This window comes from Pseudomonas sp. (assembly GCF_036404235.1).
Classification (GTDB): domain Bacteria; phylum Pseudomonadota; class Gammaproteobacteria; order Pseudomonadales; family Pseudomonadaceae; genus Aquipseudomonas.
Window position 1 is genome coordinate 105697 of the sequence record NZ_DASWOT010000056.1, and the last position, 23284, is coordinate 128980.

At 55.6% G+C, this 23284-nt stretch carries 20 protein-coding genes and 1 pseudogene; 13 read left to right on the forward strand and 8 right to left on the reverse strand.

What is annotated here, in order from left to right; genetic code table 11:
- Positions 1 to 122 precede the first annotated feature (122 nt).
- The gene (deoR, locus tag VGC62_RS07240) at positions 123 to 887 is read right to left on the reverse strand and encodes a DNA-binding transcriptional repressor DeoR (protein ID WP_331186387.1); all 765 of its coding nucleotides are present in this window, start codon (positions 885 to 887) and stop codon (positions 123 to 125) included.
- A gap of 264 nt (positions 888 to 1151) precedes the next feature.
- Between deoR and VGC62_RS07245 the strand changes: the two genes are divergently transcribed.
- Complete coding sequence (locus tag VGC62_RS07245; protein ID WP_331186388.1) at positions 1152 to 2105, forward strand: alpha/beta hydrolase; 954 nt, start codon at positions 1152 to 1154, stop codon at positions 2103 to 2105.
- Positions 2106 to 2114: 9 nt separating this feature from the next.
- Here VGC62_RS07245 and VGC62_RS07250 read toward each other — a convergent pair whose 3' ends face one another.
- Entirely contained in the window at positions 2115 to 2846 is a 732-nt protein-coding gene (locus VGC62_RS07250; RefSeq protein ID WP_331186389.1) for a CatB-related O-acetyltransferase, read from the reverse strand.
- 154 nt (positions 2847 to 3000) lie between these two features.
- A complete protein-coding gene (locus tag VGC62_RS07255; RefSeq protein WP_331186390.1) occupies positions 3001 to 3870 on the reverse strand; it encodes a LysR substrate-binding domain-containing protein in 870 nt (289 codons plus the stop codon).
- Positions 3871 to 3969: 99 nt separating this feature from the next.
- Between VGC62_RS07255 and VGC62_RS07260 the strand changes: the two genes are divergently transcribed.
- Positions 3970 to 4893, forward strand: a complete 924-nt coding sequence (locus VGC62_RS07260; RefSeq protein WP_331186391.1) for a DMT family transporter — start codon at positions 3970 to 3972, stop codon at positions 4891 to 4893.
- Positions 4894 to 5025: 132 nt separating this feature from the next.
- Here VGC62_RS07260 and ppsR read toward each other — a convergent pair whose 3' ends face one another.
- The gene (ppsR, locus tag VGC62_RS07265; RefSeq protein WP_331186392.1) at positions 5026 to 5844 is read right to left on the reverse strand and encodes a posphoenolpyruvate synthetase regulatory kinase/phosphorylase PpsR; all 819 of its coding nucleotides are present in this window, start codon (positions 5842 to 5844) and stop codon (positions 5026 to 5028) included.
- A gap of 177 nt (positions 5845 to 6021) precedes the next feature.
- Between ppsR and ppsA the strand changes: the two genes are divergently transcribed.
- The 9 genes from ppsA (at position 6022) to VGC62_RS07315 (ending at position 15775) form a co-directional block, all read left to right on the forward strand.
- Positions 6022 to 8397, forward strand: coding sequence for a phosphoenolpyruvate synthase (gene ppsA / locus VGC62_RS07270; RefSeq protein ID WP_331186393.1), 2376 nt, complete (start codon positions 6022 to 6024; stop codon positions 8395 to 8397).
- Positions 8398 to 8557: 160 nt separating this feature from the next.
- Complete coding sequence (locus VGC62_RS07275) at positions 8558 to 9550, forward strand: alpha/beta hydrolase (RefSeq protein ID WP_331186394.1); 993 nt, start codon at positions 8558 to 8560, stop codon at positions 9548 to 9550.
- Positions 9551 to 9733: 183 nt separating this feature from the next.
- The gene (rraA, locus tag VGC62_RS07280; RefSeq protein WP_331186395.1) at positions 9734 to 10222 is read left to right on the forward strand and encodes a ribonuclease E activity regulator RraA; all 489 of its coding nucleotides are present in this window, start codon (positions 9734 to 9736) and stop codon (positions 10220 to 10222) included.
- Positions 10223 to 10245: 23 nt separating this feature from the next.
- Positions 10246 to 11241: a zinc transporter ZntB gene (locus VGC62_RS07285; RefSeq protein WP_331186396.1), complete on the forward strand. Its 996-nt coding sequence runs from the start codon at positions 10246 to 10248 to the stop codon at positions 11239 to 11241.
- Positions 11242 to 11326: 85 nt separating this feature from the next.
- Complete coding sequence (locus VGC62_RS07290) at positions 11327 to 11575, forward strand: CrfX protein (RefSeq protein ID WP_331186397.1); 249 nt, start codon at positions 11327 to 11329, stop codon at positions 11573 to 11575.
- 2 nt (positions 11576 to 11577) lie between these two features.
- A complete protein-coding gene (locus VGC62_RS07295; protein WP_331186398.1) occupies positions 11578 to 12402 on the forward strand; it encodes a mechanosensitive ion channel family protein in 825 nt (274 codons plus the stop codon).
- Positions 12403 to 12489: 87 nt separating this feature from the next.
- On the forward strand, positions 12490 to 13080 hold the full coding sequence (gene sigX, locus VGC62_RS07300) for an RNA polymerase sigma factor SigX (RefSeq protein WP_331186399.1): 591 nt from the start codon (positions 12490 to 12492) through the stop codon (positions 13078 to 13080).
- A gap of 106 nt (positions 13081 to 13186) precedes the next feature.
- Positions 13187 to 14221 carry an OmpA family protein gene (locus tag VGC62_RS07305; protein ID WP_331186400.1) on the forward strand — a complete coding sequence of 345 codons (1035 nt, stop codon included), beginning with the start codon at positions 13187 to 13189 and terminating at the stop codon, positions 14219 to 14221.
- Positions 14222 to 14734: 513 nt separating this feature from the next.
- Positions 14735 to 15775 carry a quinone-dependent dihydroorotate dehydrogenase gene (locus VGC62_RS07315; RefSeq protein ID WP_331186401.1) on the forward strand — a complete coding sequence of 347 codons (1041 nt, stop codon included), beginning with the start codon at positions 14735 to 14737 and terminating at the stop codon, positions 15773 to 15775.
- 111 nt (positions 15776 to 15886) lie between these two features.
- On the opposite strand, the gene rmf is transcribed toward VGC62_RS07315, so the two are convergent.
- Positions 15887 to 16102, reverse strand: coding sequence for a ribosome modulation factor (rmf, locus tag VGC62_RS07320; protein ID WP_080290409.1), 216 nt, complete (start codon positions 16100 to 16102; stop codon positions 15887 to 15889).
- A 588-nt stretch (positions 16103 to 16690) separates the two neighbouring features.
- Here rmf and rlmKL point away from each other — a divergent pair.
- The gene (rlmKL, locus tag VGC62_RS07325; RefSeq protein WP_331186402.1) at positions 16691 to 18943 is read left to right on the forward strand and encodes a bifunctional 23S rRNA (guanine(2069)-N(7))-methyltransferase RlmK/23S rRNA (guanine(2445)-N(2))-methyltransferase RlmL; all 2253 of its coding nucleotides are present in this window, start codon (positions 16691 to 16693) and stop codon (positions 18941 to 18943) included.
- A gap of 344 nt (positions 18944 to 19287) precedes the next feature.
- Here the strand turns inward: rlmKL and dacB are convergent, their stop codons facing one another.
- A complete protein-coding gene (gene dacB, locus VGC62_RS07330) occupies positions 19288 to 20754 on the reverse strand; it encodes a D-alanyl-D-alanine carboxypeptidase/D-alanyl-D-alanine endopeptidase (RefSeq protein WP_331186403.1) in 1467 nt (488 codons plus the stop codon).
- Positions 20755 to 21105: 351 nt separating this feature from the next.
- On the opposite strand from dacB, the pseudogene VGC62_RS07335 reads away from it, so the two are divergent.
- Positions 21106 to 21168, forward strand: a pseudogene (locus VGC62_RS07335) (hypothetical protein); the annotation flags it as partial.
- A 452-nt stretch (positions 21169 to 21620) separates the two neighbouring features.
- Here VGC62_RS07335 and VGC62_RS07340 read toward each other — a convergent pair.
- Both VGC62_RS07340 and VGC62_RS07345 read right to left on the reverse strand, forming a co-directional pair.
- Entirely contained in the window at positions 21621 to 22529 is a 909-nt protein-coding gene (locus VGC62_RS07340) for a restriction endonuclease (RefSeq protein ID WP_331186404.1), read from the reverse strand.
- Positions 22530 to 22866: 337 nt separating this feature from the next.
- Complete coding sequence (locus VGC62_RS07345) at positions 22867 to 23211, reverse strand: YggL family protein (RefSeq protein ID WP_331186405.1); 345 nt, start codon at positions 23209 to 23211, stop codon at positions 22867 to 22869.
- Between the last annotated feature and the right edge of the window lie 73 nt (positions 23212 to 23284).

Below are 23284 nucleotides of genomic sequence, written 5' to 3' on the forward strand. Positions count from 1 at the left end.
TGCCGGTTTAGTGCCTGCTTGCGCAATGGGGCATGCAGCTATCCGTAGGTAGTCGTCAACCTGTGGGGGAGTTTGATGACGCGGCGTCCGGCTACGCTGCATCGTGCGTTATCCGCAGCCGATTAAATCACCAGTTGCGCGCCATTGCCCTGGATAACGTCGCGATAAAGCTTCGGTATTTTCTTGTCGCAGACCACTACATGAAACTGCTCCAGTGTCGCGAAATGCGCGGTACGTACCGCATCGAACTTAGTGTGATCGGCCAGTAACATGCAATGCCGGGCCTGGCGCAAGACTTTCTGCTTGACTTGTACTTCATTGAAGTTGGAGCAGGTCACGCCCAAGGCCTCGCTGACGCCCGCCGCAGAAACCAAGGCCCAGGTCAGTCGAACGCTATCGAGGATACTGCTCTCGTCGCGATGCTCGAAGATCTGGTTCTTGCGGTGGAAGGTCCCGCCGCACAGGATGATGTTGCAATTGGGCTTTTGCTGCAGCTTGAGCAGGACATTGAGCGAGTTGCACACCGCCGTGAACTCCAGTTCGTCCGGGATAAAGTCAACCACGAAGGGAATGGTCGTGCCGCAATCGAAGAACACCGTATCACCTGGTTTGATGAACGCCGCAGCGAGCTTTCCGATTCGGCGTTTATCTTCTAGATGTTGGATGCCTTGCTCGGGGACCCTGTAATCGGCGGTCGCGGTGGGATCGAAAGCCAGCGTGATGTGACCGCCGAGCAACTGAAATCTGTCCGGATATCGACCCAGATCCCGGCGCAAGGTCATTTCAGAAACATCCAGCAGGGCTGCCATCTCGCGCAGATGAATGGCTTTCTGGTCTTGTAGCGCCTGCTGAATCAGTTTGACGCGGTGGGATTTTTTATTATCCACGGGGCATTCCGGTGTCGATTTGAGTTGTGAAAATAACCAATGATTGTTGATTGTGTAACGAGCGCGCTGATTATACGGCGGTATCTGATGCAGTGCATTGGAGGGATTTGCTGCCAATTCCCGGCAGGTTAGCGGCACGTCTGGGGCCTGCGACTGGCGGTCAGAATCACAGGTGACGTTCCCTTTGGGCAGAAGGAAATGACCCGCTTGTGCAATGAATGGCAAACTGCTCCTCTTCGTCGCGTTGCCCGGAACCCCACGCCAATGCCCAAACCTTTACTCGCGCACTTCAGGGCCCGTTGGCTGCTCTATGCCTGCATGGTCGCGGTCATCGTTGGCCTGCCCGTTGGCTGCTCGGTATTGCAACACAAGGAGCGCGAACTACTATTTCGCATCGAGCCGGGCACTGCGAGCTGGTATCACGGGTTGCCGCCCGAGGTGCAGGAGTTCGAGCTTAAGGCGCCGTCGTTCGGCGTCGCGCAGAACATTCATGCCTGGTGGTGGCCCGCCGAGAAAAGCGATGCGCCTGCATTGCTTTACCTGCACGGCTCACGTTGGAACCTCACCGGCCAGTTCTTCCGCATTGAGCAGTTGCACGCGCTTGGCTTTTCGGTATTAGCCATCGATTACCGTGGCTTCGGGCAAAGCAAGGGTCAACTGCCGTCAGAAGCGTCGGTGTATGAAGATGCCCGCATCGCCTGGAAACGTCTGAAAATACTCCAGCCGGACCCGCGCAAGCGGCTGATCTACGGACATTCGCTGGGTGGCGCGGTGGCGGTAGACCTGGCAGCGGAACTGGGACAAGACGCGCAGAAGGGGGAACCGATCCAGGCGCGTGGCTTGATCATCGAATCAACATTCACCACTCTCGCCGAGGTCGCCACAGCGTTGGCCAACACCGCGCTGCCGGTGCGTTGGTTGGTGTCGCAGAAGTTCGACTCCATTGACAAGATCGCTCAGGTGCAGATGCCGGTACTGATCGTCCACGGCACTGACGATCAGTACGTGGCGCCGCGCTTCAGTAAAGAGTTGTTTGATGCCGCACGCGAGCCGAAGAGTTTGCTGATGGTGCCGGGCGGCAATCACAACAACAGCATGAATATGGGGCGTCAGGCCTATAGCCAGGCGATCCAGGCATTGCTCAATGCCAATGCGCCGAAAGTGCATGCTGTCAGCGGCGGGACCGGACACGCTGCACCCACAGGTTCGGCAGGCTAAAGGTGACGGCTACTGAGCAGCGTGGTGTTCGACCTTGAACGGCTGATTGTGGACTACCACTTTACCGGGATGGCTGTCTGGTACGACAAACCCGTTGAGCGCTTCAATGAGTGCTTGTGGATTTTCGATGGGCAGATCGGCTAACTGCCGCGCGGTCAGGTTCCACCACTGGCTGGCCAGCAGGCTGTCGATGGTCGGTGGGTCGAAGCGAAAACGCTTCACCTGGGCTGGCGATCCCATGACGATGGCGTATGGCGGCACGTCTTTGGTGATCAGTGACTGGGCGCCGATCACCGCACCTGTGCCGATGGTCACGCCTTCCAGAATCAATACATCCATGCCGATCCAAACGTCATGCCCGATGACCGTCTGCTTCACGCCATCATGATGCGCCGGGGCGCCACTGAGTTGTTGACGCAACCCCACCAGACCACTGTGGGAGCTCAGCCAGCTCAGTGGATGGGATTTGCGGTCCTGTCCGATGGTTACGTTTTTGGCGATCGAGCAGTAGCGTCCAATGCTCGATACATCGTGCAGCTCGGTGCCACTGACGATGTCGGTATAGGCACCGATACTCAATTTTTTTGAATGAATTTTGATCTGGTGCAGCTTCACGCCATGTTCTAGCGTCAACTGGACATCGTTGCGCAGCCCTCTGACACCACTGTCAAGCCGGCAGTTGTTGTGCAAAAGTGCTTGTTTCAGCTTCCGGTCCAGCAGCGCTCGCTTGAGAAAGTTCATGTCGACGGTCCGTGGCAAAATGAAATGAAACAGGCTAGTTCACGGCGCAGGGGCAGTGTGCGGGATTTCAATCCCGTCGATCTGTAATGGCGCGGGATCATCGCACGGGGCTGCACATTCTGAAAGCGCAAAAGAGCCCGCCCGGTCACGTCGCTCACCCCCGAAAATGATTACATATCAACTGAGCCATCACCTCGCACGCCGCACTGGTATCCCCAGGCGCCAGCATCAGTTTCATCTCGTGCAACGCTAGCTCGGGCAAACCATCCTCTTTGCCAAGCACGCGCATGCCAGCCTGTACCAGCGCGCGGTCGACGATACCAATGGCCAAGCCGGCGCCGATCGCCGCTTCCAGCGCGATCACCCCGGCGCTACTGATCACCGTGCGCCAGCGTTTGCCCTGCCGGGTCAAGGCATCCACCGCTGCGCTGCGATACGGGCAGCCCCTGCCGTGCAGGGCCAGCGGCAGCGGTTTACTTGCATCTACCCGGTAGCCGTGGCTTGCGACCCAGACCGGCTCGGTCGTACCGACTTTTTTAACCAGCCGCTCATCAGGGGTATCGATACCTAGCGGCTCAACCACCAATGCCAGGTCCAATTGACCGCGTGCAAGCTTGAGGCTCAAACGACCGCTTGCACCCGTTTCCACCTCCAGATCGATGTGCGGATAGAGCGTCGATAATGTTGACAATGTGCATTGCAACAGCGCCCCTGCGTATTCCTCGGAAATGCCCAAGCGCACGCGCCCGCTGGCGAGAGGCCGACTGAAACTGGCGAGCATACGGTCGTGTACTTGCAACAGCTCGGCACTCTGCAACGCGAACCGGCGACCCAGCGGGGTCAGGCTGACGGTCTGGTTATCCCGCTCAAACAGCCGCCCACCCGCCAGTTCTTCCAACCGCCGGACGTGCAGGCTTACCGCCGAGGGGCTGCGGTTGAGCCACGTAGAGGCCGCTAAAAACTGATTGAACCTGACAATGGCCTGAAAGGTTCGCAACAGTTCAATGTCCAGCGCGTCACCCATAATCCAATAATCCTGCATGAGTGGTGCTAATCATCTCGTTTGATTGCATCAGCCATCCCTTCTTACCATCACGGCCAGTCAACATAAAAGGGCGACGTGATGACCAACCGACAGACTGCGTATGACCTCAAACCTGCTGACGTCTGTGCGGACACCTTCAGGACAAGGTTGATCGGGCTGCTATTGATGCTCGCGATGATCATTAGTTGGAGTTCCGGCTTCATCGGCTATCGCTATGCGGCAGAGCAGGGTGGGGTGTATCTGGCGACGTTCTGGCGTTTCGTGCTGGCAGCATTCGTGCTGCTGCCGTTCGCTATTAAGGAACTGCGCCGATTGTGCTGGGGAGATTTGCTTCATCACGGCCTTATGGGCGTGTTTGCCATCGCCGGTTACATCGCACCCATTGCTCGTTCCATCGAGTTGGGCGTAGCGCCGGGTACTTCGTCAGTCATCGTCAATTTGTTGCCTGTGACGATTGTGTTGCTGGCTGGTTTCGTGCCGGGCCAGCGTACTCAAGGCTGGCAATGGCTGGGACTGCTGCTATGCGTAATGGGGATGTTGATCGCCAGCGCATCGAGTATCGAGTTCGGTACTGCATCCGCGTGGGCCTATTCACTGCCGTTGCTGGCGGTGCTGTCGCTGGCCTGCGCGACGCTTTATGAGAAGCGCGCGACCGTTGTACGCATTTCCGGGCTAACAGCGTTGTTCATTCAGGTCTGCTCGGCGGTGCCGGTATTCGCGGGATTGGCACTGTACGAAGGCGGATTGCGGCCGGTGGCGACAGTAGGCTTTGGTCTCGGCGTCGTGTGGCTGACAGTGTTTTCGACGCTCGCCGGTTGGGGTTTTTATTGGTTGTGCTTGCAACGTTTCAGCCTGCAACGCATCAGCGGTGCGCTGTTTCTGACACCGCCCTTGACGATGGTCTGGGCTTGGCTGCAGTTTGGCGACAGCGTTCTCGGGAGCACGCTGGCCGGTGTGTCGCTGACGCTGATCGGTCTGCCATTACTGGTGCGTCGCACATAGCGCTAGGTAGCCTGATCATTGCCCGATGCGTTTTCGCGCGTCGGGCAATGTTTCAGCAGAGGGAAGTTGCAGGGCAGCCGAACAGGATGCCGCGCTCAATAGGCGATGACCCGAATCGGGTCGCCTCTTTTCTTATTTAAACCGCCGCTCAACGCCTTTCTCTACCAGCACCTTCGCGGAGATTTCTTCCACAGAGAAGTGCGTGGAATTGATATTCGGAATGTTCTCGCGGCGGAAAAGACTTTCCACCTCGCGCACTTCGAACTCGCACTGGGCGTAGCTTGAATAACGGCTGTTGGGTTTACGCTCATGGCGGATGGCGGTGAGGCGATCTGGATCGATGGTCAGGCCGAACAACTTGTTACGATGCTTCTTGAGTGCGGCAGGAAGTTGCAAACGCTCCATGTCGTCTTCGGTCAGCGGGTAATTGGCCGCCCTTATCCCGAATTGCATAGCCATGTACAGACAAGTCGGGGTTTTGCCGCAGCGCGAAACACCCACCAAAATGATGTCAGCCTTGTCGTAGTAATGGGTACGAGCCCCGTCATCATTGTCCAGGGCGAAGTTCACCGCCTCGATGCGCTCCATGTAATTGGAGTTGTGACCAATGGAGTGAGATTTCCCCACCGAGTACGAAGAGTGTGAACTAAGCTCCTGCTCAAGCGGTGCCAGAAAGGTCGAAAAAATGTCGATCATGAAGCCGTCGGAGGTCGCGAGAATCTCGCGGATGTCCTGATTGACGATGGTGTCGAAAATGATCGGGCGGGCGTCGTCCTTCTCCGCAGCCTTGTTGATTTGTTGTACCATCGCCAGCGCTTTTTCGGTGCTGTCGATGTAGGGCCTGGTGAACTTGTTGAACATAATGTTTTCGAATTGTGCCAACAGGCTCTGGCCAAGGGTTTCGGCAGTAATGCCGGTGCCGTCGGAAATAAAGAAAGCGGATCGTTTCATTTGCGCCTTGGGCCTTAAGCTGGTGACGATTCTTGGATATCATAGGCGTGCTTGCTGCCATGACTGGCCGCATTCTTACTTATTTTCCAGATTCAGACCACAAGTGCGCAGAACTGCTTGTGCAATTCAAGCACCAAAGCTTTTCCCAACAACAAATTGGTTAGTGGAGAGATCACCTTGGTAGAGTACGTAGTTTCCCTCGATAAGCTCGGCGTCCATGATGTGGAGCATGTGGGGGGCAAGAACGCATCCCTCGGCGAGATGATCAGTAACCTCGCGGGTGCCGGTGTTTCGGTCCCCGGTGGCTTTGCCACTACGGCTCAAGCCTATCGTGATTTTCTTGAGCAAAGTGGTCTGAACGATCAGATTCACGCGGCACTCGATGCCCTTGATGTCGACGATGTCAACGCCCTGGCAAAAACCGGTGCGCAGATTCGTCAGTGGATCATGGAGGCTGAATTTCCCGAGAAACTCAACGCCGAAATCCGCACCGCCTTCGCTGTCTTGGCAGCAGGCAATCCGGACATCGCCGTTGCTGTGCGTTCTTCCGCCACTGCAGAAGACTTACCCGACGCATCCTTTGCCGGTCAGCAGGAAACCTTCCTTAATATCCGCGGCGTGGAAAACGTCATCCGTGCGGCCAAGGAAGTGTTTGCCTCGCTGTTCAACGACCGCGCCATTTCCTACCGCGTTCACCAAGGTTTCGACCACAAGCTGGTGGCATTGTCTGCTGGCGTGCAGCGCATGGTGCGGTCCGAAACCGGCACCGCGGGCGTGATGTTCACCCTGGACACCGAATCCGGCTTTCGCGACGTGGTGTTCATTACCGGCGCTTACGGCCTGGGTGAAACCGTGGTTCAGGGCGCGGTCAATCCGGACGAATTCTATGTCCACAAAAATACCCTTGAAGCCGGTCGTCCTGCGATTCTGCGCCGCAACCTGGGCAGTAAAGCGATCAAGATGATTTACGGCGACGAAGCCAAGGCCGGTAAATCGGTCAAAGTCATCGACGTTGAACCGGCTGATCGCGCGCGTTTTTGCCTGAGCGACGAAGAAGTCACCAATCTGGCTCGCCAGGCGATGATCATTGAGAAGCACTACAAGTGCCCTATGGACATCGAATGGGCCAAAGACGGCGACGACGGCAAGCTTTATATCGTTCAGGCGCGTCCTGAAACCGTGAAGAGTCGCAGCTCGGCCAATGTCATGGAGCGCTACCTGCTTAAAGAGAAGGGCACCGTACTGGTCGAAGGCCGTGCGATTGGTCAGCGTATTGGCGCGGGCAAAGTGCGGATCATCAAGGACGTGTCCGAGATGGACAAGGTGCAACCGGGCGACGTATTGGTGTCCGACATGACCGACCCGGATTGGGAGCCGGTCATGAAGCGCGCCAGCGCCATCGTCACCAACCGTGGCGGTCGTACCTGCCATGCTGCGATCATCGCCCGTGAGCTGGGCATCCCGGCAGTCGTCGGTTGTGGTCATGCGACCGAGTTGCTCAAAGATGGCCAGGGCGTTACGGTTTCCTGCGCCGAGGGCGATACCGGCTACATCTTCGAAGGTGAGCTGGGTTTCGACATCAAACAAAACTCCATTGATGCCATGCCGGAGCTGCCGTTCAAGATCATGATGAACGTCGGCAACCCCGACCGCGCCTTCGACTTCGCCCAACTACCCAATGCCGGCATCGGTCTGGCGCGTCTGGAGTTCATCATCAACCGCATGATCGGTGTGCATCCGAAGGCGTTGCTGAACTACCCGAACCTGCCGCAAGACATCAAGGACAGTGTTGACAAGCGTATCGCCGGTTATGACGATCCAGTCGGCTTCTACGTCGAGAAGCTGGTCGAAGGCATCAGCACCCTGGCCGCAGCGTTCACACCGAAGAAAGTCATCGTGCGTTTGTCGGACTTCAAGTCCAACGAATACGCCAACCTGATCGGCGGCAAGCTGTACGAGCCGGAAGAAGAAAACCCAATGTTGGGCTTTCGTGGTGCATCGCGCTACATCAGCGAAAACTTCCGTGATTGCTTTGAACTTGAATGCCGCGCCCTCAAACGCGTGCGCAACGAGATGGGGCTGACCAACGTCGAAATCATGGTGCCGTTCGTGCGCACCTTGGGCGAGGCAAGCCAGGTCATCGATCTGCTGGCAGAAAACGGTCTGACGCGTGGCGAAAACGGTCTGCGTGTCATCATGATGTGTGAACTGCCATCCAATGCGATTCTGGCCGAAGAGTTCCTTGAGTTCTTCGATGGCTTCTCTATTGGCTCCAACGACTTGACTCAACTGACACTTGGGCTCGATCGCGACTCTGGAATCATCGCGCACCTGTTTGATGAACGTAATCCGGCGGTCAAGAAGCTGTTGTCCAACGCGATCCAGGCTTGCAACAAGGCTGGCAAATACATCGGCATCTGCGGTCAAGGACCTTCAGATCACCCGGATCTGGCTCGCTGGCTGATGGAGCAGGGTATTGAGAGCGTTTCGCTGAACCCTGACTCGGTGCTGGAAACCTGGTTCTTCCTGTCTGAAGAAGAAGCACCCACTTAATGTAAATTGAGTAAAATGCTGGCCCACTTCGGTGGGTCAGTTTTTTTAGGGCGGCTTTATAGACTCCGCCCTTTTTTATGCGAGTTATTCAGCGCCTTGGTTGACGTGTCTGCCAGGATGTTGGAAGAAACCCTGAGTTTTCAGAGCCAAGCAAGACAATATGCAAAGCAGCAGCCATCTTTTTCCCGTGGCCTTGATCAGCGCCGAACGTCGTGGCGACCTGATCGAGGACGTATACCGCTTGAAGCCCGGCAACAGTCTTGATTTCACCGTTGAGCTAGCCGTCACCCGTCTGGGATTGGTCGCCAGTCCTGATGCGCGCGGGGTGCCAGTGATCCTGTTGCACGGCAGTTTTTCCAATCGCCGTTTCTGGTATTCGCCCAAGGGCATTGGCTTGGGCGCTTATCTGGCGCGGGCCGGTTTCGATGTGTGGATACCTGAGATGCGCGGGCACGGGTTGTCAGCACGCAATGAGGCCTATCGGCACAATCGCGTGGCTGACTATGCGCGCTATGATCTTCCGGCCATTGCTGCTTTTGTCCGCGAGCAAAGTGGTCAGATTCCTCACTGGATCGGCCATTCGTTGGGTGGTACGACCTTGGCCGCTGCGCTGGGCGGTCATTACCTAGGTGTTGAGCAAGCCGCTTCCGCAGCCCTGTTTGGTAGCCAGATCACACGGAATTTCTGGCCATTGAAAGTACCCCCTGTGCAATGGGCGGGGCACTTTGTGCTCAAGCGTTTCGCGCATTTCTCGGGGCCGCGTTTCAAGCGGGGGCCGGAAGATGAGCCCATGGGGATCATTCTCGAAAGCTTGCGCTGGCGTGGCCTGTTCGGGCGCTTCGGTGACAAAAAGGACGACTGGTGGTCTGGGTTGCGCCACGTTCAGGTACCGCTATTGGCTGTGACTGCTGCTGGCGATCATCAAGACCCGGCCTGGGCTTGTCGCGAGCTGTTCGAACAGTTCGGTTGCGAGCGCAAACAGTTTCTATGCTTGGGGCGCGAGCAAGGTTTTACCGAGGATTTCGGTCATGTGCGAATGCTGGTCAGCAAGGCCGCGCAGGTGCAGGTCTGGCCGTTGGTGCAGGCGTGGTTGAAGCGAGAGGATGTGGCGCCTCTTGCTGAATCGACGCTGAATGTGTCGACAACTCCTTGACTCTGACCATGCTTGAGCGTTCCGCTGGGCGTGAGTTATCGCTAAGCTACGAATGCACAAAGCATGTAGCTGACGATTTTGTTCGACTTAAGTATGAAGCAAGCAGTGCGTGACGGGGTGTCAAGCCTTGTGGAAACAGGTTTATCCTTGCGGGCCACGCTCATTACTGACAGGAGTTACCCCATGCACTACCTCACTCCGGATTTGTGCGACGCCTACCCTGAACTGGTGACTGTTGTGGAACCGATGTTCAGCAATTTCGGCGGTCGCGATTCGTTTGGCGGTGAAATCGTCACTATCAAGTGCTTCGAGGACAACTCCCTGGTGCGCGAACAGGCGGACCAAGACGGTAAAGGCAAGGTGCTGGTGGTCGATGGTGGCGGCTCTCTACGGCGGGCGTTGCTCGGTGACATGTTGGCCGAGAAGGCTGCGAAAAACGGCTGGGAAGGCATTGTGATCTACGGTTGCATTCGCGACGTTGATGTCATCGCACAGACTGATCTCGGCGTACAGGCGCTGGCCAGTCACCCGCTGAAGACTGATAAGCGCGGTATCGGCGACCTCAATGTCGTTGTGACTTTCGCCGGCGTTACGTTCCGCCCGGGTGAGTATGTGTACGCTGACAACAACGGCATCATTGTGTCTCCCAGTCCTCTGAAAATGCCGGACTGACCTCGCCACAAACGGAACACTGAATGTTCGACGAGACAAACGCGCAATGGGGGCTGCTACATGCCCTGATACTGGATGGTAAAGGCGGAGCGCGTTCGCTCGCTCGTACTGAACTCGATGGCTTGCAGCTACAACCCTACGAAAGTGTATGGCTGCATTGGGATCGCAGCCATCCGGAAACTCAAACCTGGCTGCGAATGGCCAGTGGTTTGAACGAATTTGTCTGTGATTTGCTGCTTGAGGAAAACACTCGTCCACGGCTGCTGCCGTTGCCGGACAACCAATTGCTGCTCTTTTTGCGTGGGGTCAACCTCAATCCGGGGGCTGAACCGGAAGACATGGTCTCGGTGAGGATTTTCGCGGCCCCCCAACAGGTGATTTCTCTGCGCCTGCGTTCACTGCGGGCAACGGACGAACTGATTGAACAGCTTCACGCAGGAAAAGGACCGAAAACCGCGTCTGAGTTGCTGCTTTATCTGTCTCAATACCTGACCGATAAGGTTCAGAAGGTGGTCAGTGAGTTGACCGAATTGGTCGACGAAGTTGAAGAAGCGATGGACGCCGACGAACGGCATGTTCCTGAGCATGGAAAGATGTTGCACATCCGTCGCCGCGCAGCAGGATTGCGTCGTTTTCTTGCACCGCAGCGCGAAATCTATGCGCAGCTGACGCGGATCAAAATGCCTTGGTTTGTAGAAGGCGATGCTGATTATTGGAACGAATTGCACAACAGTCTGACGCGTTATCTTGAAGAGCTGGAATTGAGCCGAGAGCGAGTAGGGTTGGTGCTGGAGTCCGAAGACCGCCGCTTGAATGAGCGGATGAACCGGACCATGTATCGCTTCGGCATCATCACCGGAATCTTTTTGCCAATGAGCTTTCTCACCGGTTTGTTGGGTATCAATGTGGGTGGGATTCCGGGCTCCGACAACCCTTATGGTTTTCTGATGGCATGCTCGTTGATGGTGGCGGTTGCGCTGGGCCAATGGTGGATGTTCAGGCGTCTGAGGTGGGTTTGATCAAGTTATTTCCTGCATCGGGAGGGTGGAGTTGTGACTCGGCGAAATTTGGCTGCGTCTTCCAGTGACATTGCGTGAGGTACCTATGCACGACCCGTTTGAAAAATCACTGCGTGACATGCTCAACACGACGTCCTCCAGCCGGGATGACGATGCGTGCTTGGGGCGCGTGCTTAAAACGGCCAATCGGCAGGTCGGCGCAGGTGATTTATTTAGTTTACTGGGGCGGTGTACGCAGGCACTCATGATCGCCGTGAACAGTGGTTCGGCTCATATTTCCCCGGTTTCTCGGCGCAAGGCGGAACTTGCCAGCGCTTCAGACAAGGCTGATTGAATATGGAATTGGATCTCTGGACACAGAGCCTGGTTACAGCAATGACTGCGTTGTGGACCAAAGTCGCGAACTTCATCCCGAATCTGTTTGGTGCGTTGGTCGTGGTGCTGTTGGGGTTTGTCGTGGCGAAGCTGCTCGACACGCTACTGTCCAAATTACTGGCCAAGCTAGGGCTTGATCGCCTCATGGGCGGCACCGGCTTGACCAAGTTGATCAGCCGAGCGGGCATTCAGGTGCCGATCTCGACTCTGATCGGCAAGATTGTGTATTGGTTTGTGCTGTTGATTTTCCTGGTTTCGGCGGCAGAATCTCTCGGTCTTGAGCGAGTGTCTGCGACGCTGGACATGCTGGCGCTGTACCTGCCGAAGGTTTTCGGCGCAGCATTGGTGCTGCTGGTCGGCGTGCTGTTGGCGCAACTGGTCAACGGGATTGTTCGTGGCGCCGCAGAAGGCGTCGGTCTGGATTACGCGGCAGGTCTTGGGAGAATTGCCCAATGGCTGGTTATCATCATCAGTATTTCGGTGGCTATCAGCCAGTTGGAGGTGAAAACCGACCTGCTGAACCACGTGATTGTGATTGGATTGATTACCGTTGGTCTGGCAGTTGCGCTGGCAATGGGGCTGGGTAGCCGTGAAATCGCCGGTCAAATCCTGGCAGGAATTTATGTGCGGGAGTTGTATCAAGTAGGGCAACAAGTGCGAGTGGGAGAGGTCGAAGGTCAGATCGAAGAGATTGGCACGGTGAAGACCACCCTGCTGACCGATGAAGGGGAGTTGGTATCGTTGTCCAACCGAATCCTTCTCGAGCAGCGAGTGAGCAGCCGCTGAACCGGCAAATCTGCTAATGTATGCCGCCGCAAAATCCCGGGGCGCCTGGGATGGCGGACATTCACCTGACAGTCGGCACGAGTTGTTTTGAATAAGCCCCAATCGCCCTCTTTGCGTTACGACCCCCGCGAGCTCTCTGATGAGGAGCTGGTCGCGCGTGCGCATGTCGAGTTGTTCCATGTGACGCGGGCGTACGAAGAGTTGATGCGTCGCTATCAGAGGACGCTTTTTAACGTCTGCGCACGTTATTTAGGGAACGATCGCGATGCTGACGATGTCTGTCAGGAAGTGATGCTTAAGGTGTTGTATGGGTTGAAGAATTTCGAAGGGAAATCGAAGTTCAAAACCTGGCTCTACAGCATCACGTACAATGAGTGCATCACGCAGTACAGAAAGGAGCGCAGGAAGCGGCGATTAATGGAGGCTTTAAGCCTGGACCCGCTGGAAGAAGCGTCGGAAGACAAGACGCCCAAGCCTGAGGAGAAAGGAGGGCTTGATCGCTGGCTTGTGCATGTGAACCCGATTGACCGCGAGATTCTGGTGCTACGATTTGTCGCAGAGCTGGAATTTCAGGAAATCGCAGACATAATGCACATGGGCCTGAGTGCCACGAAAATGCGATACAAAAGGGCACTTGATAAATTACGCGAGAAATTTGCAGGTATTACCGAAACTTAAGTCGGAGCAAATATCTCTAACGAGCAGGCAAGTTCTGATAGACTTGCCGACGAGTTGTCCCCCGCATGCGGGACTGCTTTACAATCACCAGATGGGGATTTAACGGATGAAACTGAAAAACACCTTGGGCTTGGCCATTGGTACTATTGTTGCCGCAACTTCGTTCGGCGCTTTGGCACAAGGCCAAGGCGCAGTCGAAATCGAAGGCTTCGCCAAGAAAGAACAGTTCGACAGCGCTCGTAATTTCAAGAATAACGGCAACCTGTTCGGCGGTTCGATTGGCTACTTCCTGACCGACGATGTTGAATTGCGTCTGGGCTACGACGAAGTTCATAACGTACGTAGCGACGACAGCAAGAACATCAAGGGCGCGAACACCGCTCTGGACGCTCTCTACCACTTCAACAACCCGGGCGACATGCTGCGTCCTTACGTTTCTGCCGGTTTCTCTGATCAAAGCATCGGTCAGAACGGTAGCGGTGGTCGCAACCGTTCCACCTTCGCCAACATCGGCGGCGGTGCTAAGTTGTACTTCACCGACAATTTCTATGCGCGTGCTGGCGTTGAAGCGCAGTACAACATTGACCAGGGCGACACCGAGTGGGCTCCTAGCGTCGGTATCGGCGTAAACTTCGGCGGCGGCTCCAAGAAAGTTGAAGCAGCTCCAGCTCCAGTAGCTGATGTTTGCTCCGACAGCGATAACGATGGCGTGTGCGATAACGTTGACAAGTGCCCAGACACCCCGGCCAACGTTACCGTTGACGCAAGCGGTTGCCCGGCAGTTGCTGAGGTTGTACGTGTTGAGCTGGACGTGAAATTTGACTTCGACAAGTCTGTAGTCAAGCCTAACAGCTACGGCGATATCAAAAACCTCGCTGATTTCATGAAGCAGTACCCACAAACCACCACCACTGTTGAAGGTCACACTGACTCCGTCGGTCCTGACGCTTACAACCAGAAATTGTCCGAGCGTCGTGCAAACGCCGTTAAACAAGTTCTGGTTAACCAGTACGGTGTTGGCGCTAACCGCGTGAATTCGGTTGGCTACGGCGAAACCCGTCCAGTTGCTGATAACGCAACTGACGCTGGTCGCGCTGTTAACCGTCGCGTAGAAGCTGAAGTAGAAGCCCAAGCTAAGTAATTAGCCAAAGCAAAAAAGAACCCGGCTTCGGCCGGGTTCTTTTTGCCTGCAATTTGAGTTCCGCGACGCGTAGATGTATTTCAAATAGTGGGATGATGAAGTGATGCAGTCTTTGTTAAACATTGATGGTCATCTAACGGTGGCCCACTTGCCGCTGTGGTCGATGGGCAATCGTTGGCTTCAACTGGCGCCTTGTCGGTACATATCTGAAACTTCGGAGTTTTCAGTGATGGGCTCTCGATTGCCTATTACTTCTCCGATCACAAGAATGGCCGGACTTTTTCGCCCGAATACCAGAGCATCCCGCTGCATCTCCAGTAACGAGCTATGGCATCCATATTGATGGGGCGGGGAGGCGTTCTCAAGCATTACGTCCGTCGTATCGTCTAACAAAACAACGGTGTTCAGGTGACGTGCAGCCATTATGCAAAATTCAGTATGGGCCTCGCGCTGTGCCTGTGCGGGCGTCTATAATCGCCTGCTGAATTCAGCCGCAACGAGCCACACCCGCCCATGTATAACCTGGCCCGCCAGTTACTGTTCAAACTCTCCCCGGAAACGTCCCATGATTTGTCGATCGATCTGATCGGCGCAGGTGGGCGGTTGGGGCTTAACAGTCTGTTCAACAAAGCCCCGGTCAAACTGCCGGTGACAGTCATGGGCCTGGAGTTTCCCAATCCTGTCGGTTTAGCCGCAGGGCTGGACAAGAACGGCGCGGCCATCGACGGATTTGCTCAGTTGGGCTTCGGTTTCGTAGAGATCGGTACGGTGACTCCGCGTCCACAGCCGGGTAATCCGAAACCGCGGATTTTTCGGTTGCCTCACGCAGAGGGGATCATCAACCGCATGGGGTTCAACAACCTGGGCGTAGATAACCTGATCGCTCGCGTGCAGGCGGCCAAGTACTGCGGGATTCTTGGCATCAATATCGGGAAGAATTTCGACACTCCGGTGGAGCGTGCGGTCGACGATTACCTAGTCTGTCTGGACAAGGTTTACACCCATGCCAGCTACGTGACGATTAATGTCAGCTCGCCGAATACACCTGGCTTGCGCAGCCTGCAGTTTGGCGATTCGCTTAAACAGTTGCTCGAGGCATTGCACACTCGTCAGCAGGCGCTGACCGAGATTCACGGCAAGCGCGTGCCGTTGGCCATCAAGATCGCTCCGGATATGACTGACGAAGAAACCGTGCTGGTCGCCACTGCGTTGCTTGAATCCGGAATGGATGCGGTGATCGCCACCAATACCACCCTTAGCCGGCAAGGCGTGGAAGGTCTACCGCATGCCGATGAGGCGGGTGGATTGTCTGGCGCGCCGGTAAGAGAGAAGAGCACTCACATCGTCAAGGTGCTGGCTGCTGAGTTGGGTGGTAAATTGCCGATCATCGCGGCAGGGGGGATCACCGAAGGCAAGCATGCGGCTGAGAAGATTGCTGCGGGTGCCAGCTTGGTGCAGATTTATTCGGGCTTCATCTACAAGGGGCCGGCGCTGATTCGCCAGTCGGTGGATGCCATTGCAGCAATGCCTGGCAAGGCAAGCTCAATCGGTTGAAGCAAAAAAGGGGTTCCGTTATGGAACCCCTTGGGCTTTAGCCCGCGGCCCGGATGGGGCACGCATGGTGTGTTGAAATCAAAGAAATTTTAGTCGGAAGATACCTTGTGTTTAGCCGACTGCGTGAAGTTCGTTGAGTCTGTGGATACCCGCAGTGCCGGTCATACCGTCCCAGTTGTCGCCGCGTCCTTCTCGCCAGCCATTGATCCAGGCTTGGCGCACCGACGGTAGAGTAAAGGGGCAAAGCTCACGGGATTTACCATGAACGCCAAATTGATATCCGCGTAAAAATGCTCTTTCCAACGGATCACGCTTAAGTCTTCTCATAGGGTGTTGCCCTCGTTTGTTGACTGTTATGTCCCTTGAGACCTCATGTTGAGGTCGGGCAGAAATCTTCTGCCGTTGGTACCCGCTGCCGGCGTCGCGGGCTTAGGTGCTGCCGTCATTGCGACGACAACCTGTGTTGATTTCTAACCAATGTGTCATGCGCTGTGAATGATCGTTTTGTCATAAGAAGGTCATGGTGGAGGCATTAAGGCCATAAGCGGTGAGGTCTTTCGCAGGCATTTTTTTTGCGAGCCCCCTGAAAACCGGCTCTGCACCGATATTGAGACTGTGTCTCAAATACAAATACTGGCTGATTGCAGTCAGCGTTAAAACGACGAAGGGTCGGCGAGGTGACTTTTTATTGCCGACATTGTCGTGCTGAATAGTGGTTTTTTAATATCAGTTTTGGGCTTGTCACGGGACAGGCCCATCGACTGCCACGCCATTCGCCATCGTTGACGTTGGAGGGTAGTGGTGGACCGGCACAATGTGTGTGCCACGCAGGTGTTCTCCAAGAAAGGCGCTTGTTTTAAATCGGGCCGGACAATGCGTTGTCCCGCCGCTCATAGCCAAGGCTCTGGAATGCTCATGTCGGACCGTTACGAACTTTTCCTCACATGCCCCAAAGGCCTCGAAGGCCTGCTCGCTGAGGAAGCTACTGCGCTTGGCCTAGAGGACACCCGCGAACACACCTCGACCATACGCGGTACCGCCGACATGGAAACAGCCTACCGGCTGTGTCTATGGTCACGTCTTGCCAACCGCGTGCTGTTGGTACTTAAGCGCTTCCCGATGAAGGACGCCGAGGACCTCTACCACGGCGTGCTTGACGTTGAATGGCAGGATCATCTTGAGCCCGACGGCTCCCTAGCCGTTGAATTCAGTGGTCACGGTTCAGGCATTGATAACACCCATTTTGGCGCCTTGAAGGTCAAGGACGCCATCGTTGACAAGCTGCGTACCTCATCGGGTTTGCGTCCCTCGATCGACAAGCTTAATCCTGATCTGCGCATACATCTGCGTCTGGACCGAGGCGAAGCGATTCTCTCTCTGGACCTCTCCGGTCATAGTCTGCATCAGCGCGGTTATCGCCTGCAGCAAGGCGCCGCGCCGCTCAAGGAAAACCTGGCAGCGGCGATTCTGATTCGAGCCGGTTGGCCACGTATTGCTGCTGAAGGCGGGGCGCTCGCTGACCCGATGTGCGGTGTGGGAACGTTCCTGGTGGAGGCCGCGATGATCGGCGCCGATATTGCACCTAACCTCAAGCGTGAACGTTGGGGGTTCTCCGCCTGGCTTGGCCACGTCCCGGCACTTTGGCGCAAACTACACGACGAAGCGTTGGCCCGTGCCGAAGTGGGGCTGGCGAAGACGCCGTTGTGGATCCGCGGCTATGAAGCCGACCCGCGCCTGATTCAACCGGCACGCAATAACATTGAACGTGCGGGCCTGAGTGACTGGATCAAGGTTTATCAAGGCGAAGTCGCAACCTTCGAGCCGCGTCCCGACCAGAACCAGAAAGGCCTGGTGATCTGTAACCCTCCCTATGGCGAGCGTTTGGGCGATGAAGCAAGCCTGTTGTATCTCTATCAGAATCTGGGCGAGCGCCTGCGTCAGGCGTGTCTGAACTGGGAAGCCGCGGTGTTCACCGGGGCGCCCGATCTGGGCAAACGCATGGGCATTCGCAGTCATAAACAGTACGCGTTCTGGAACGGTGCCTTGCCGTGCAAACTGCTACTGATCAAGGTTCAGCCAGACCAGTTCGTCACCGGGGAGCGTCGTACGCCTGAGCAACGCCAGATCGAGCGTGAGCAGGCTGAGTACGACGTCGCACCTGAGCCTGTCAAGCTGAACAAGAACGGTAATCCAATTCGCGAACCTCAGCCGGTGCTCGAACAGGCACGCCTGAGTGAAGGTGGGCAGATGTTTGCCAATCGCCTGCAGAAAAACCTCAAGCAACTGAGCAAGTGGGTGCGTCGCGAAGGGATCGATTGCTATCGGGTCTACGATGCCGACATGCCTGAATACTCGTTGGCGATAGATCTTTATGAAGACTGGGTCCATGTGCAGGAATATGCCGCGCCTAAATCCATCGATCCAGAGAAAGCGTCGGCTCGCCTGTTCGATGCGCTAGCTGCTATTCCTCAGGCGCTGAACATCGACAAGAGCCGCGTGGTGATCAAGCGTCGTGAGCGCCAGAGCGGAACCAAGCAATACGAGCGGCAGAGCGCTCAGGGCAAGTTCGTGGAGGTCAAGGAGGGCGGCGTCAAGCTGCTGGTCAACCTGACGGATTACCTGGATACCGGATTGTTCCTCGATCACCGCCCGATGCGTATGCGCATCCAGCGCGAGGCAGCCGGCAAGCGTTTCCTCAATCTGTACAGTTATACTGCGACCGCCAGCGTACATGCAGCCAAGGGCGGTGCGCGCAGCACCACCAGTGTCGATTTGTCGAAAACCTATCTGGACTGGGCGCGACGCAATCTGTCGCTTAATGGTTTTTCGGACAAAAATCGCCTTGAGCAGGCTGATGTGATGGTCTGGCTGGAGGCGAGTCGTGATGAGTACGATCTGATCTTCATCGACCCACCGACGTTCTCCAACTCCAAGCGCATGGAGGGGATCTTCGATGTTCAGCGCGATCAGGTGCAATTGATCGATCTGGCCATGGCGAGGCTGGCGCCGGGTGGCGTCCTGTATTTTTCGAATAACTTTCGCAAATTCCAGCTCGAGGAAAACCTGACCGAGCGTTATGCCGTGGAAGAAATCACTGAGCAGACGCTGGATCCGGATTTCACCCGCAACAGCAAAATCCATCGAGCCTGGAAAATCATGGCGCGATGAGCTGACGGCCACGGCGTGCCTGACTTGACGGTTGTTTGGTCATTCAGATACGCGGTGTGTGGTGGGCGACATGATGCACGAGGCAAGTTAATGGCGAATCGCTATAAGTGAACCTTGGTCATGTGTCGCCACAACACATTGGCGTCCTGAGCTTTGCTTATGCCGTCGAGTCTTCCAGACGTGTGACTGTGTTGAGCCTGAGCTATCTGAGCGTTTCTGAAGTCGGGTGCTGACCTGGCGAGCGATAAATAATGTGTTGGCCTTGAGTTCGCCGTGCAACTGGGCGTCTCAATGCAAACAAAAAAGGCCCATCGAATGTGGGCCTTGAGGGCAGAACGGTGCGGTTATCGCTGTAGCGAGATGGCGGTGTTTGCCAGTTTCGGCTGGTTATACATGTCAACCAGTACTTCATCGAGAACCGAGGAGGCGCCCCATGGGCGTGGGTCGTTGAGAATAGCCACCACGGCCCAGGTGTTGCCGTTGCTATCTCGACTGAAACCGGCAATTGCCCGCACGGTGTTCAAGGTCCCCGTTTTGATGTGCGCTTCGCCACGTAACGCAGTGCGTTTGAGGCGTTTACGCATCGTGCCGTCCATGCCCGCCAGTGGCAGTGAGCTCATGAATTCGGCTTGATATGGGCTATTCCAGGCTGCTTGAAGCATCTGCGCCATTTCTCGGGCACTGACGCGTTCGGCGCGAGATAAACCAGAGCCATTTTCCATGACCAAATGCGGCGCGATGATACCTTTCTTCGCCAGCCACTGACGGATTACCCGTTGCGCAGCCTTGGCGTCGTCGCCGTCAGTATCGTTACGAAACTCCGAGCCCAGGCTTAGAAACAACTGCTGGGCCATGGTGTTGTTACTGAATTTGTTGATGTCGCGGATGATCTCTGCAAGGTCAGGCGAAAAGGCTTTGGCCAGCAACTTCGCATCCCCAGGCACGACGTCCAGTCGATCCTTGCCGAGGATGGTGCCGCCCAGCTCCTGCCAGATCGCTCGAACGGCGCCTGCGGTGTAGGTGGGGTGGTCAAGCAGTGACAGATACGTCTGAGAGTTGCAGCCATCGCCCAATTGGCCGCTCACTGTGACCGTGATGCCGCCGCCAGCTTCCGGGACGGGGTTGTACGAGACATCGCCAGTGCATTTGTTGGAGGGCAGCGCCTTGACCTGATTATTGATGTGAATCGCGGCAATCGGTGGCTCGACCGACACTAGAATCTTGCCGCCGTCATTACGGGTCACGAAGCGCAGGGCTTTGAGGTTGACCATCAATGAGTCGGGTTTGACCAAAAACGGTTTGTTCTTGTCGTTGCCATCATCATCGAACACCGGCAATTGCGGTTGCACGAAATGGCTGCGGTCGAGCACCAGATCACCGGTGATCTGTTGCACGCCGTTGGCGCGCAGATCGCGCATCAATAGCCAGAGTTTTTCCATGTTCAGCTTTGGGTCGCCGCCACCTTTGAGGTACAGGTTGCCGCGCAGGACGCCGTTGCTAAGGGTGCCATCGGTGAAGAATTCGGTTTTCCACTGGTGAGTCGGACCGAGCATTTCCAACGCTGCGTAAGTAGTCACCAGTTTCATGGTCGAGGCGGGGTTGACCGACACATCGGCGTTAAAGACGGTTGGAGTGCCGGGGCCCGTGAGCGGAAGCATGACCAGCGATAAAGCGTTGTTATCCAGTTTGCTGGCCTTGATGGCCTGCTGAACTTTAGGTGCTAGTGCAGTATTGATTGGGACAGCGATGGCAGGTAGTGACAGGGGTAAAAGAAGAGCGGCAAAAAACAATGGACGCAAAGATTTGATCATCAAATAAACCCTACTGCAAAAGAGGGGGAAATGAAGAGGGGATGGATTCCCTCGGTCCTCGTGTAACTCAACGGGCCGCACCCGATGCATGAATAATTGTATTCAGGCGATGCTGCAATCGCACATGCTTACAAAGGGCATCTGGAATAAGTCGGCATTATGCCCCAAGCGTGCTCGACTTGCGCCGGGGTAAGGCCATCCAATCGCGCTATTTTTTCCGTTGACGCCATGATTGTCGAGGTCCAAGACGGATTTCTGCTGCGCAGTAGTGGGCGCACAGCGCTGGTTTCGGGCTTTTGTGTGGACAAGCTGGTAAAGTGCCGCCCGATATTTACTTTTGAGGATTGTTTCATGGCGACTAACCGTTCCCGCCGTCTGCGTAAAAAACTCTGCGTGGATGAATTCCAGGTTTTACTAATTAGCAGAAAATAGTGCTTTCGTTGTCAAAAACCCTTCCGCTTTTGCTCCCCCCTGAAATCCCGTTCCCCCCTCAAATATCCATCCCTTCTTCTGCAGATCAGGCCCCCGGCCTGTGCCACGGTCTCCCGGTCAACCCCCACCTCCTGAGTCAAGGCCCTGACCAACCCTATCGCGTCCCGGCCCGGAGCTGGGCCCCTGGAAAGCTTTACTTGCCCGAAAATGGAAGCTTTCCTGATCACGCTCCTCACCCGAGAGCTCGGGGTTTGGCAGCCAAACAAGCGGTCTGCGAAATCCTCGACGCCATCCGGTCGCCTGCAGAATTACCTAGCAGCCCTCCAGATTCCAGCAGCTTGAGAACCGAGCGCTCTTCGCTGTGATAAGCCAACAGCCCCGTACCAAGGGAAAAAGCTGTTGTCGTGAAGTGCGGGAGGGTGAAGCTTCGCACGTCAGACCTTAGTCTTCCCCGTAATCGCATCAACGTAGATAAGGCCCCTCGTTTGAGCTGCTTTGATTTTGGCATCAAGCATCTGCGTGAAGCTCAGAAAGCCTTCAAGCACTAGGATGAGATCTCCACCATCGACAAAGACGGTCTTCAGGGCCTTACCTGCAGCGAGTGAGCTTACGACGTTCTCGCTGAAGCCTTGGATTGATATAAATATGCCGCGGCCGTACATCTTGCCTTCTACTTTGCCTGCAAATTGGTATACGGCCTCATTAGCGGAAGTTTTGTCTTGCCACTTTGCTTCAATGAGATAGTGCTCACCATCGTATTTGACAGCACCGTCAATCTGCTCGCCATTCTCGCGGAAGCCTTCGGTCACCTCCAAGGCTGAAACCCGGCCGAGTTCCTGAAGAATCTTTTCAAGGGCGTAGCCTCTTTTGCTCCCGGTAAGCGATCCCTGAAGCAATGCCAGGAACTCTTTTTTCAGGTCGGCCAGCGTAGATGTAGCCGACCGATTTACGGACTCGCGGCGTTCCCGGTCTTTTTGCTGTTCGCGGATTTTATGGTCACGAATTTCCTGGAGTTGCTTGAGATGCGTGATCGCATTCTCGGCTTCGCCTCGATCGAGCTTAGCCAGTTTGACGAAGTAGTAGTCGTCAAAATGCGTCCAAGTGATCAGCGATTGCAGCATCGCGCGAAACTGGGCGAGACCAGAGTCCGGCTTATTAGCAAGATGAGAGAACATGGTGTCCACGATGCCGGCACGTGGGTTCTCCTTATAGTTACCTAGTGCTTTGATGTCAGCGACCGTGCAGCTATTGCTAGTGAAAAAATTAACGATGTCGTCTTTCGGCCAGAGCAGCTTCAGGATGCATTGCCGCATGGCCAACTTGATGTCTGCTGGAAAATCCAAGGCTCGGTTGCTCCTGTTTATAGATACCGATAATTTAGGGGGGGCTGGGCACCGTAAGGCCGCCAGGTAATGACGCCACGAAGAAATTGAAGCCCATGCGTGAAAGCGTTGAATCTCCCTGCGGACATACCACCTCAGGCTGCGCTATAAAAACTATGGACGGCCGAGCCAGAAGCCAACCGCAGCGAGCGAAGTCCCTTAAATGTCATTCCGCTCTTGGAAATCGATTCGCAGTCGCCGAGCCTCCTGCTCATGTTCGAGAGTTGAATTTAGGCCAAAAAAAACTACCCATAGGGGTAGTTTTTCTCAACCAGTAGGGATATGCGTCCCTACCAGCTTACTCAGCAGCGCCGATTGGCTTCTCTGGATACCATGCATCCAGCAGTGGGCTCACATCAGCCTTCACCACTTCGCTGCGGCCTTTGAGCCATGTTTCAACAGCAGCACGCTGCTCTTCGGTAACCGAGCCACGGTTTGCCAGGCACACCAGGCCGAAGTCATCGCCGCCAACGTAGTCGAGGCCGTTAGCGTCCATGGCTTCAGTCAGGAATGCGTCGAGGAAGGCATCGACCGCTGCGTCATCCAAGCCTTCTTTAAATTCCAGATTGAGCTCAAACCCCAATTCCTGAAACTCGTCCACACATAGTTTTTTGCGCAGACGGCGGGAACGGTTAGTAGCCATGAAAAAATCCTCTTAGTAATTACGGTGCGCAGTCTACCAGCTAAGGTCGAAGGATGCCTGCTTCGTCTGATTA

Coding starts and splice junctions, on each gene's coding strand:
- VGC62_RS07250 (WP_331186389.1), bottom strand. CDS start 2,846: ATGAACTTTCTCAAGCGAGCGCTGCTGGACCGGAAGCTGAAACAAGCA.
- VGC62_RS07290 (WP_331186397.1), top strand. CDS start 11,327: ATGCACGACCCGTTTGAAAAATCACTGCGTGACATGCTCAACACGACG.
- VGC62_RS07315 (WP_331186401.1), top strand. CDS start 14,735: ATGTATAACCTGGCCCGCCAGTTACTGTTCAAACTCTCCCCGGAAACG.
- VGC62_RS07275 (WP_331186394.1), top strand. CDS start 8,558: ATGCAAAGCAGCAGCCATCTTTTTCCCGTGGCCTTGATCAGCGCCGAA.
- rraA (WP_331186395.1), top strand. CDS start 9,734: ATGCACTACCTCACTCCGGATTTGTGCGACGCCTACCCTGAACTGGTG.
- rlmKL (WP_331186402.1), top strand. CDS start 16,691: ATGTCGGACCGTTACGAACTTTTCCTCACATGCCCCAAAGGCCTCGAA.
- VGC62_RS07285 (WP_331186396.1), top strand. CDS start 10,246: ATGTTCGACGAGACAAACGCGCAATGGGGGCTGCTACATGCCCTGATA.
- VGC62_RS07260 (WP_331186391.1), top strand. CDS start 3,970: ATGACCAACCGACAGACTGCGTATGACCTCAAACCTGCTGACGTCTGT.
- dacB (WP_331186403.1), bottom strand. CDS start 20,754: ATGATCAAATCTTTGCGTCCATTGTTTTTTGCCGCTCTTCTTTTACCC.
- VGC62_RS07345 (WP_331186405.1), bottom strand. CDS start 23,211: ATGGCTACTAACCGTTCCCGCCGTCTGCGCAAAAAACTATGTGTGGAC.
- ppsR (WP_331186392.1), bottom strand. CDS start 5,844: ATGAAACGATCCGCTTTCTTTATTTCCGACGGCACCGGCATTACTGCC.
- VGC62_RS07305 (WP_331186400.1), top strand. CDS start 13,187: ATGAAACTGAAAAACACCTTGGGCTTGGCCATTGGTACTATTGTTGCC.
- rmf (WP_080290409.1), bottom strand. CDS start 16,102: ATGAGAAGACTTAAGCGTGATCCGTTGGAAAGAGCATTTTTACGCGGA.
- VGC62_RS07245 (WP_331186388.1), top strand. CDS start 1,152: ATGCCCAAACCTTTACTCGCGCACTTCAGGGCCCGTTGGCTGCTCTAT.
- VGC62_RS07295 (WP_331186398.1), top strand. CDS start 11,578: ATGGAATTGGATCTCTGGACACAGAGCCTGGTTACAGCAATGACTGCG.
- VGC62_RS07255 (WP_331186390.1), bottom strand. CDS start 3,870: ATGGGTGACGCGCTGGACATTGAACTGTTGCGAACCTTTCAGGCCATT.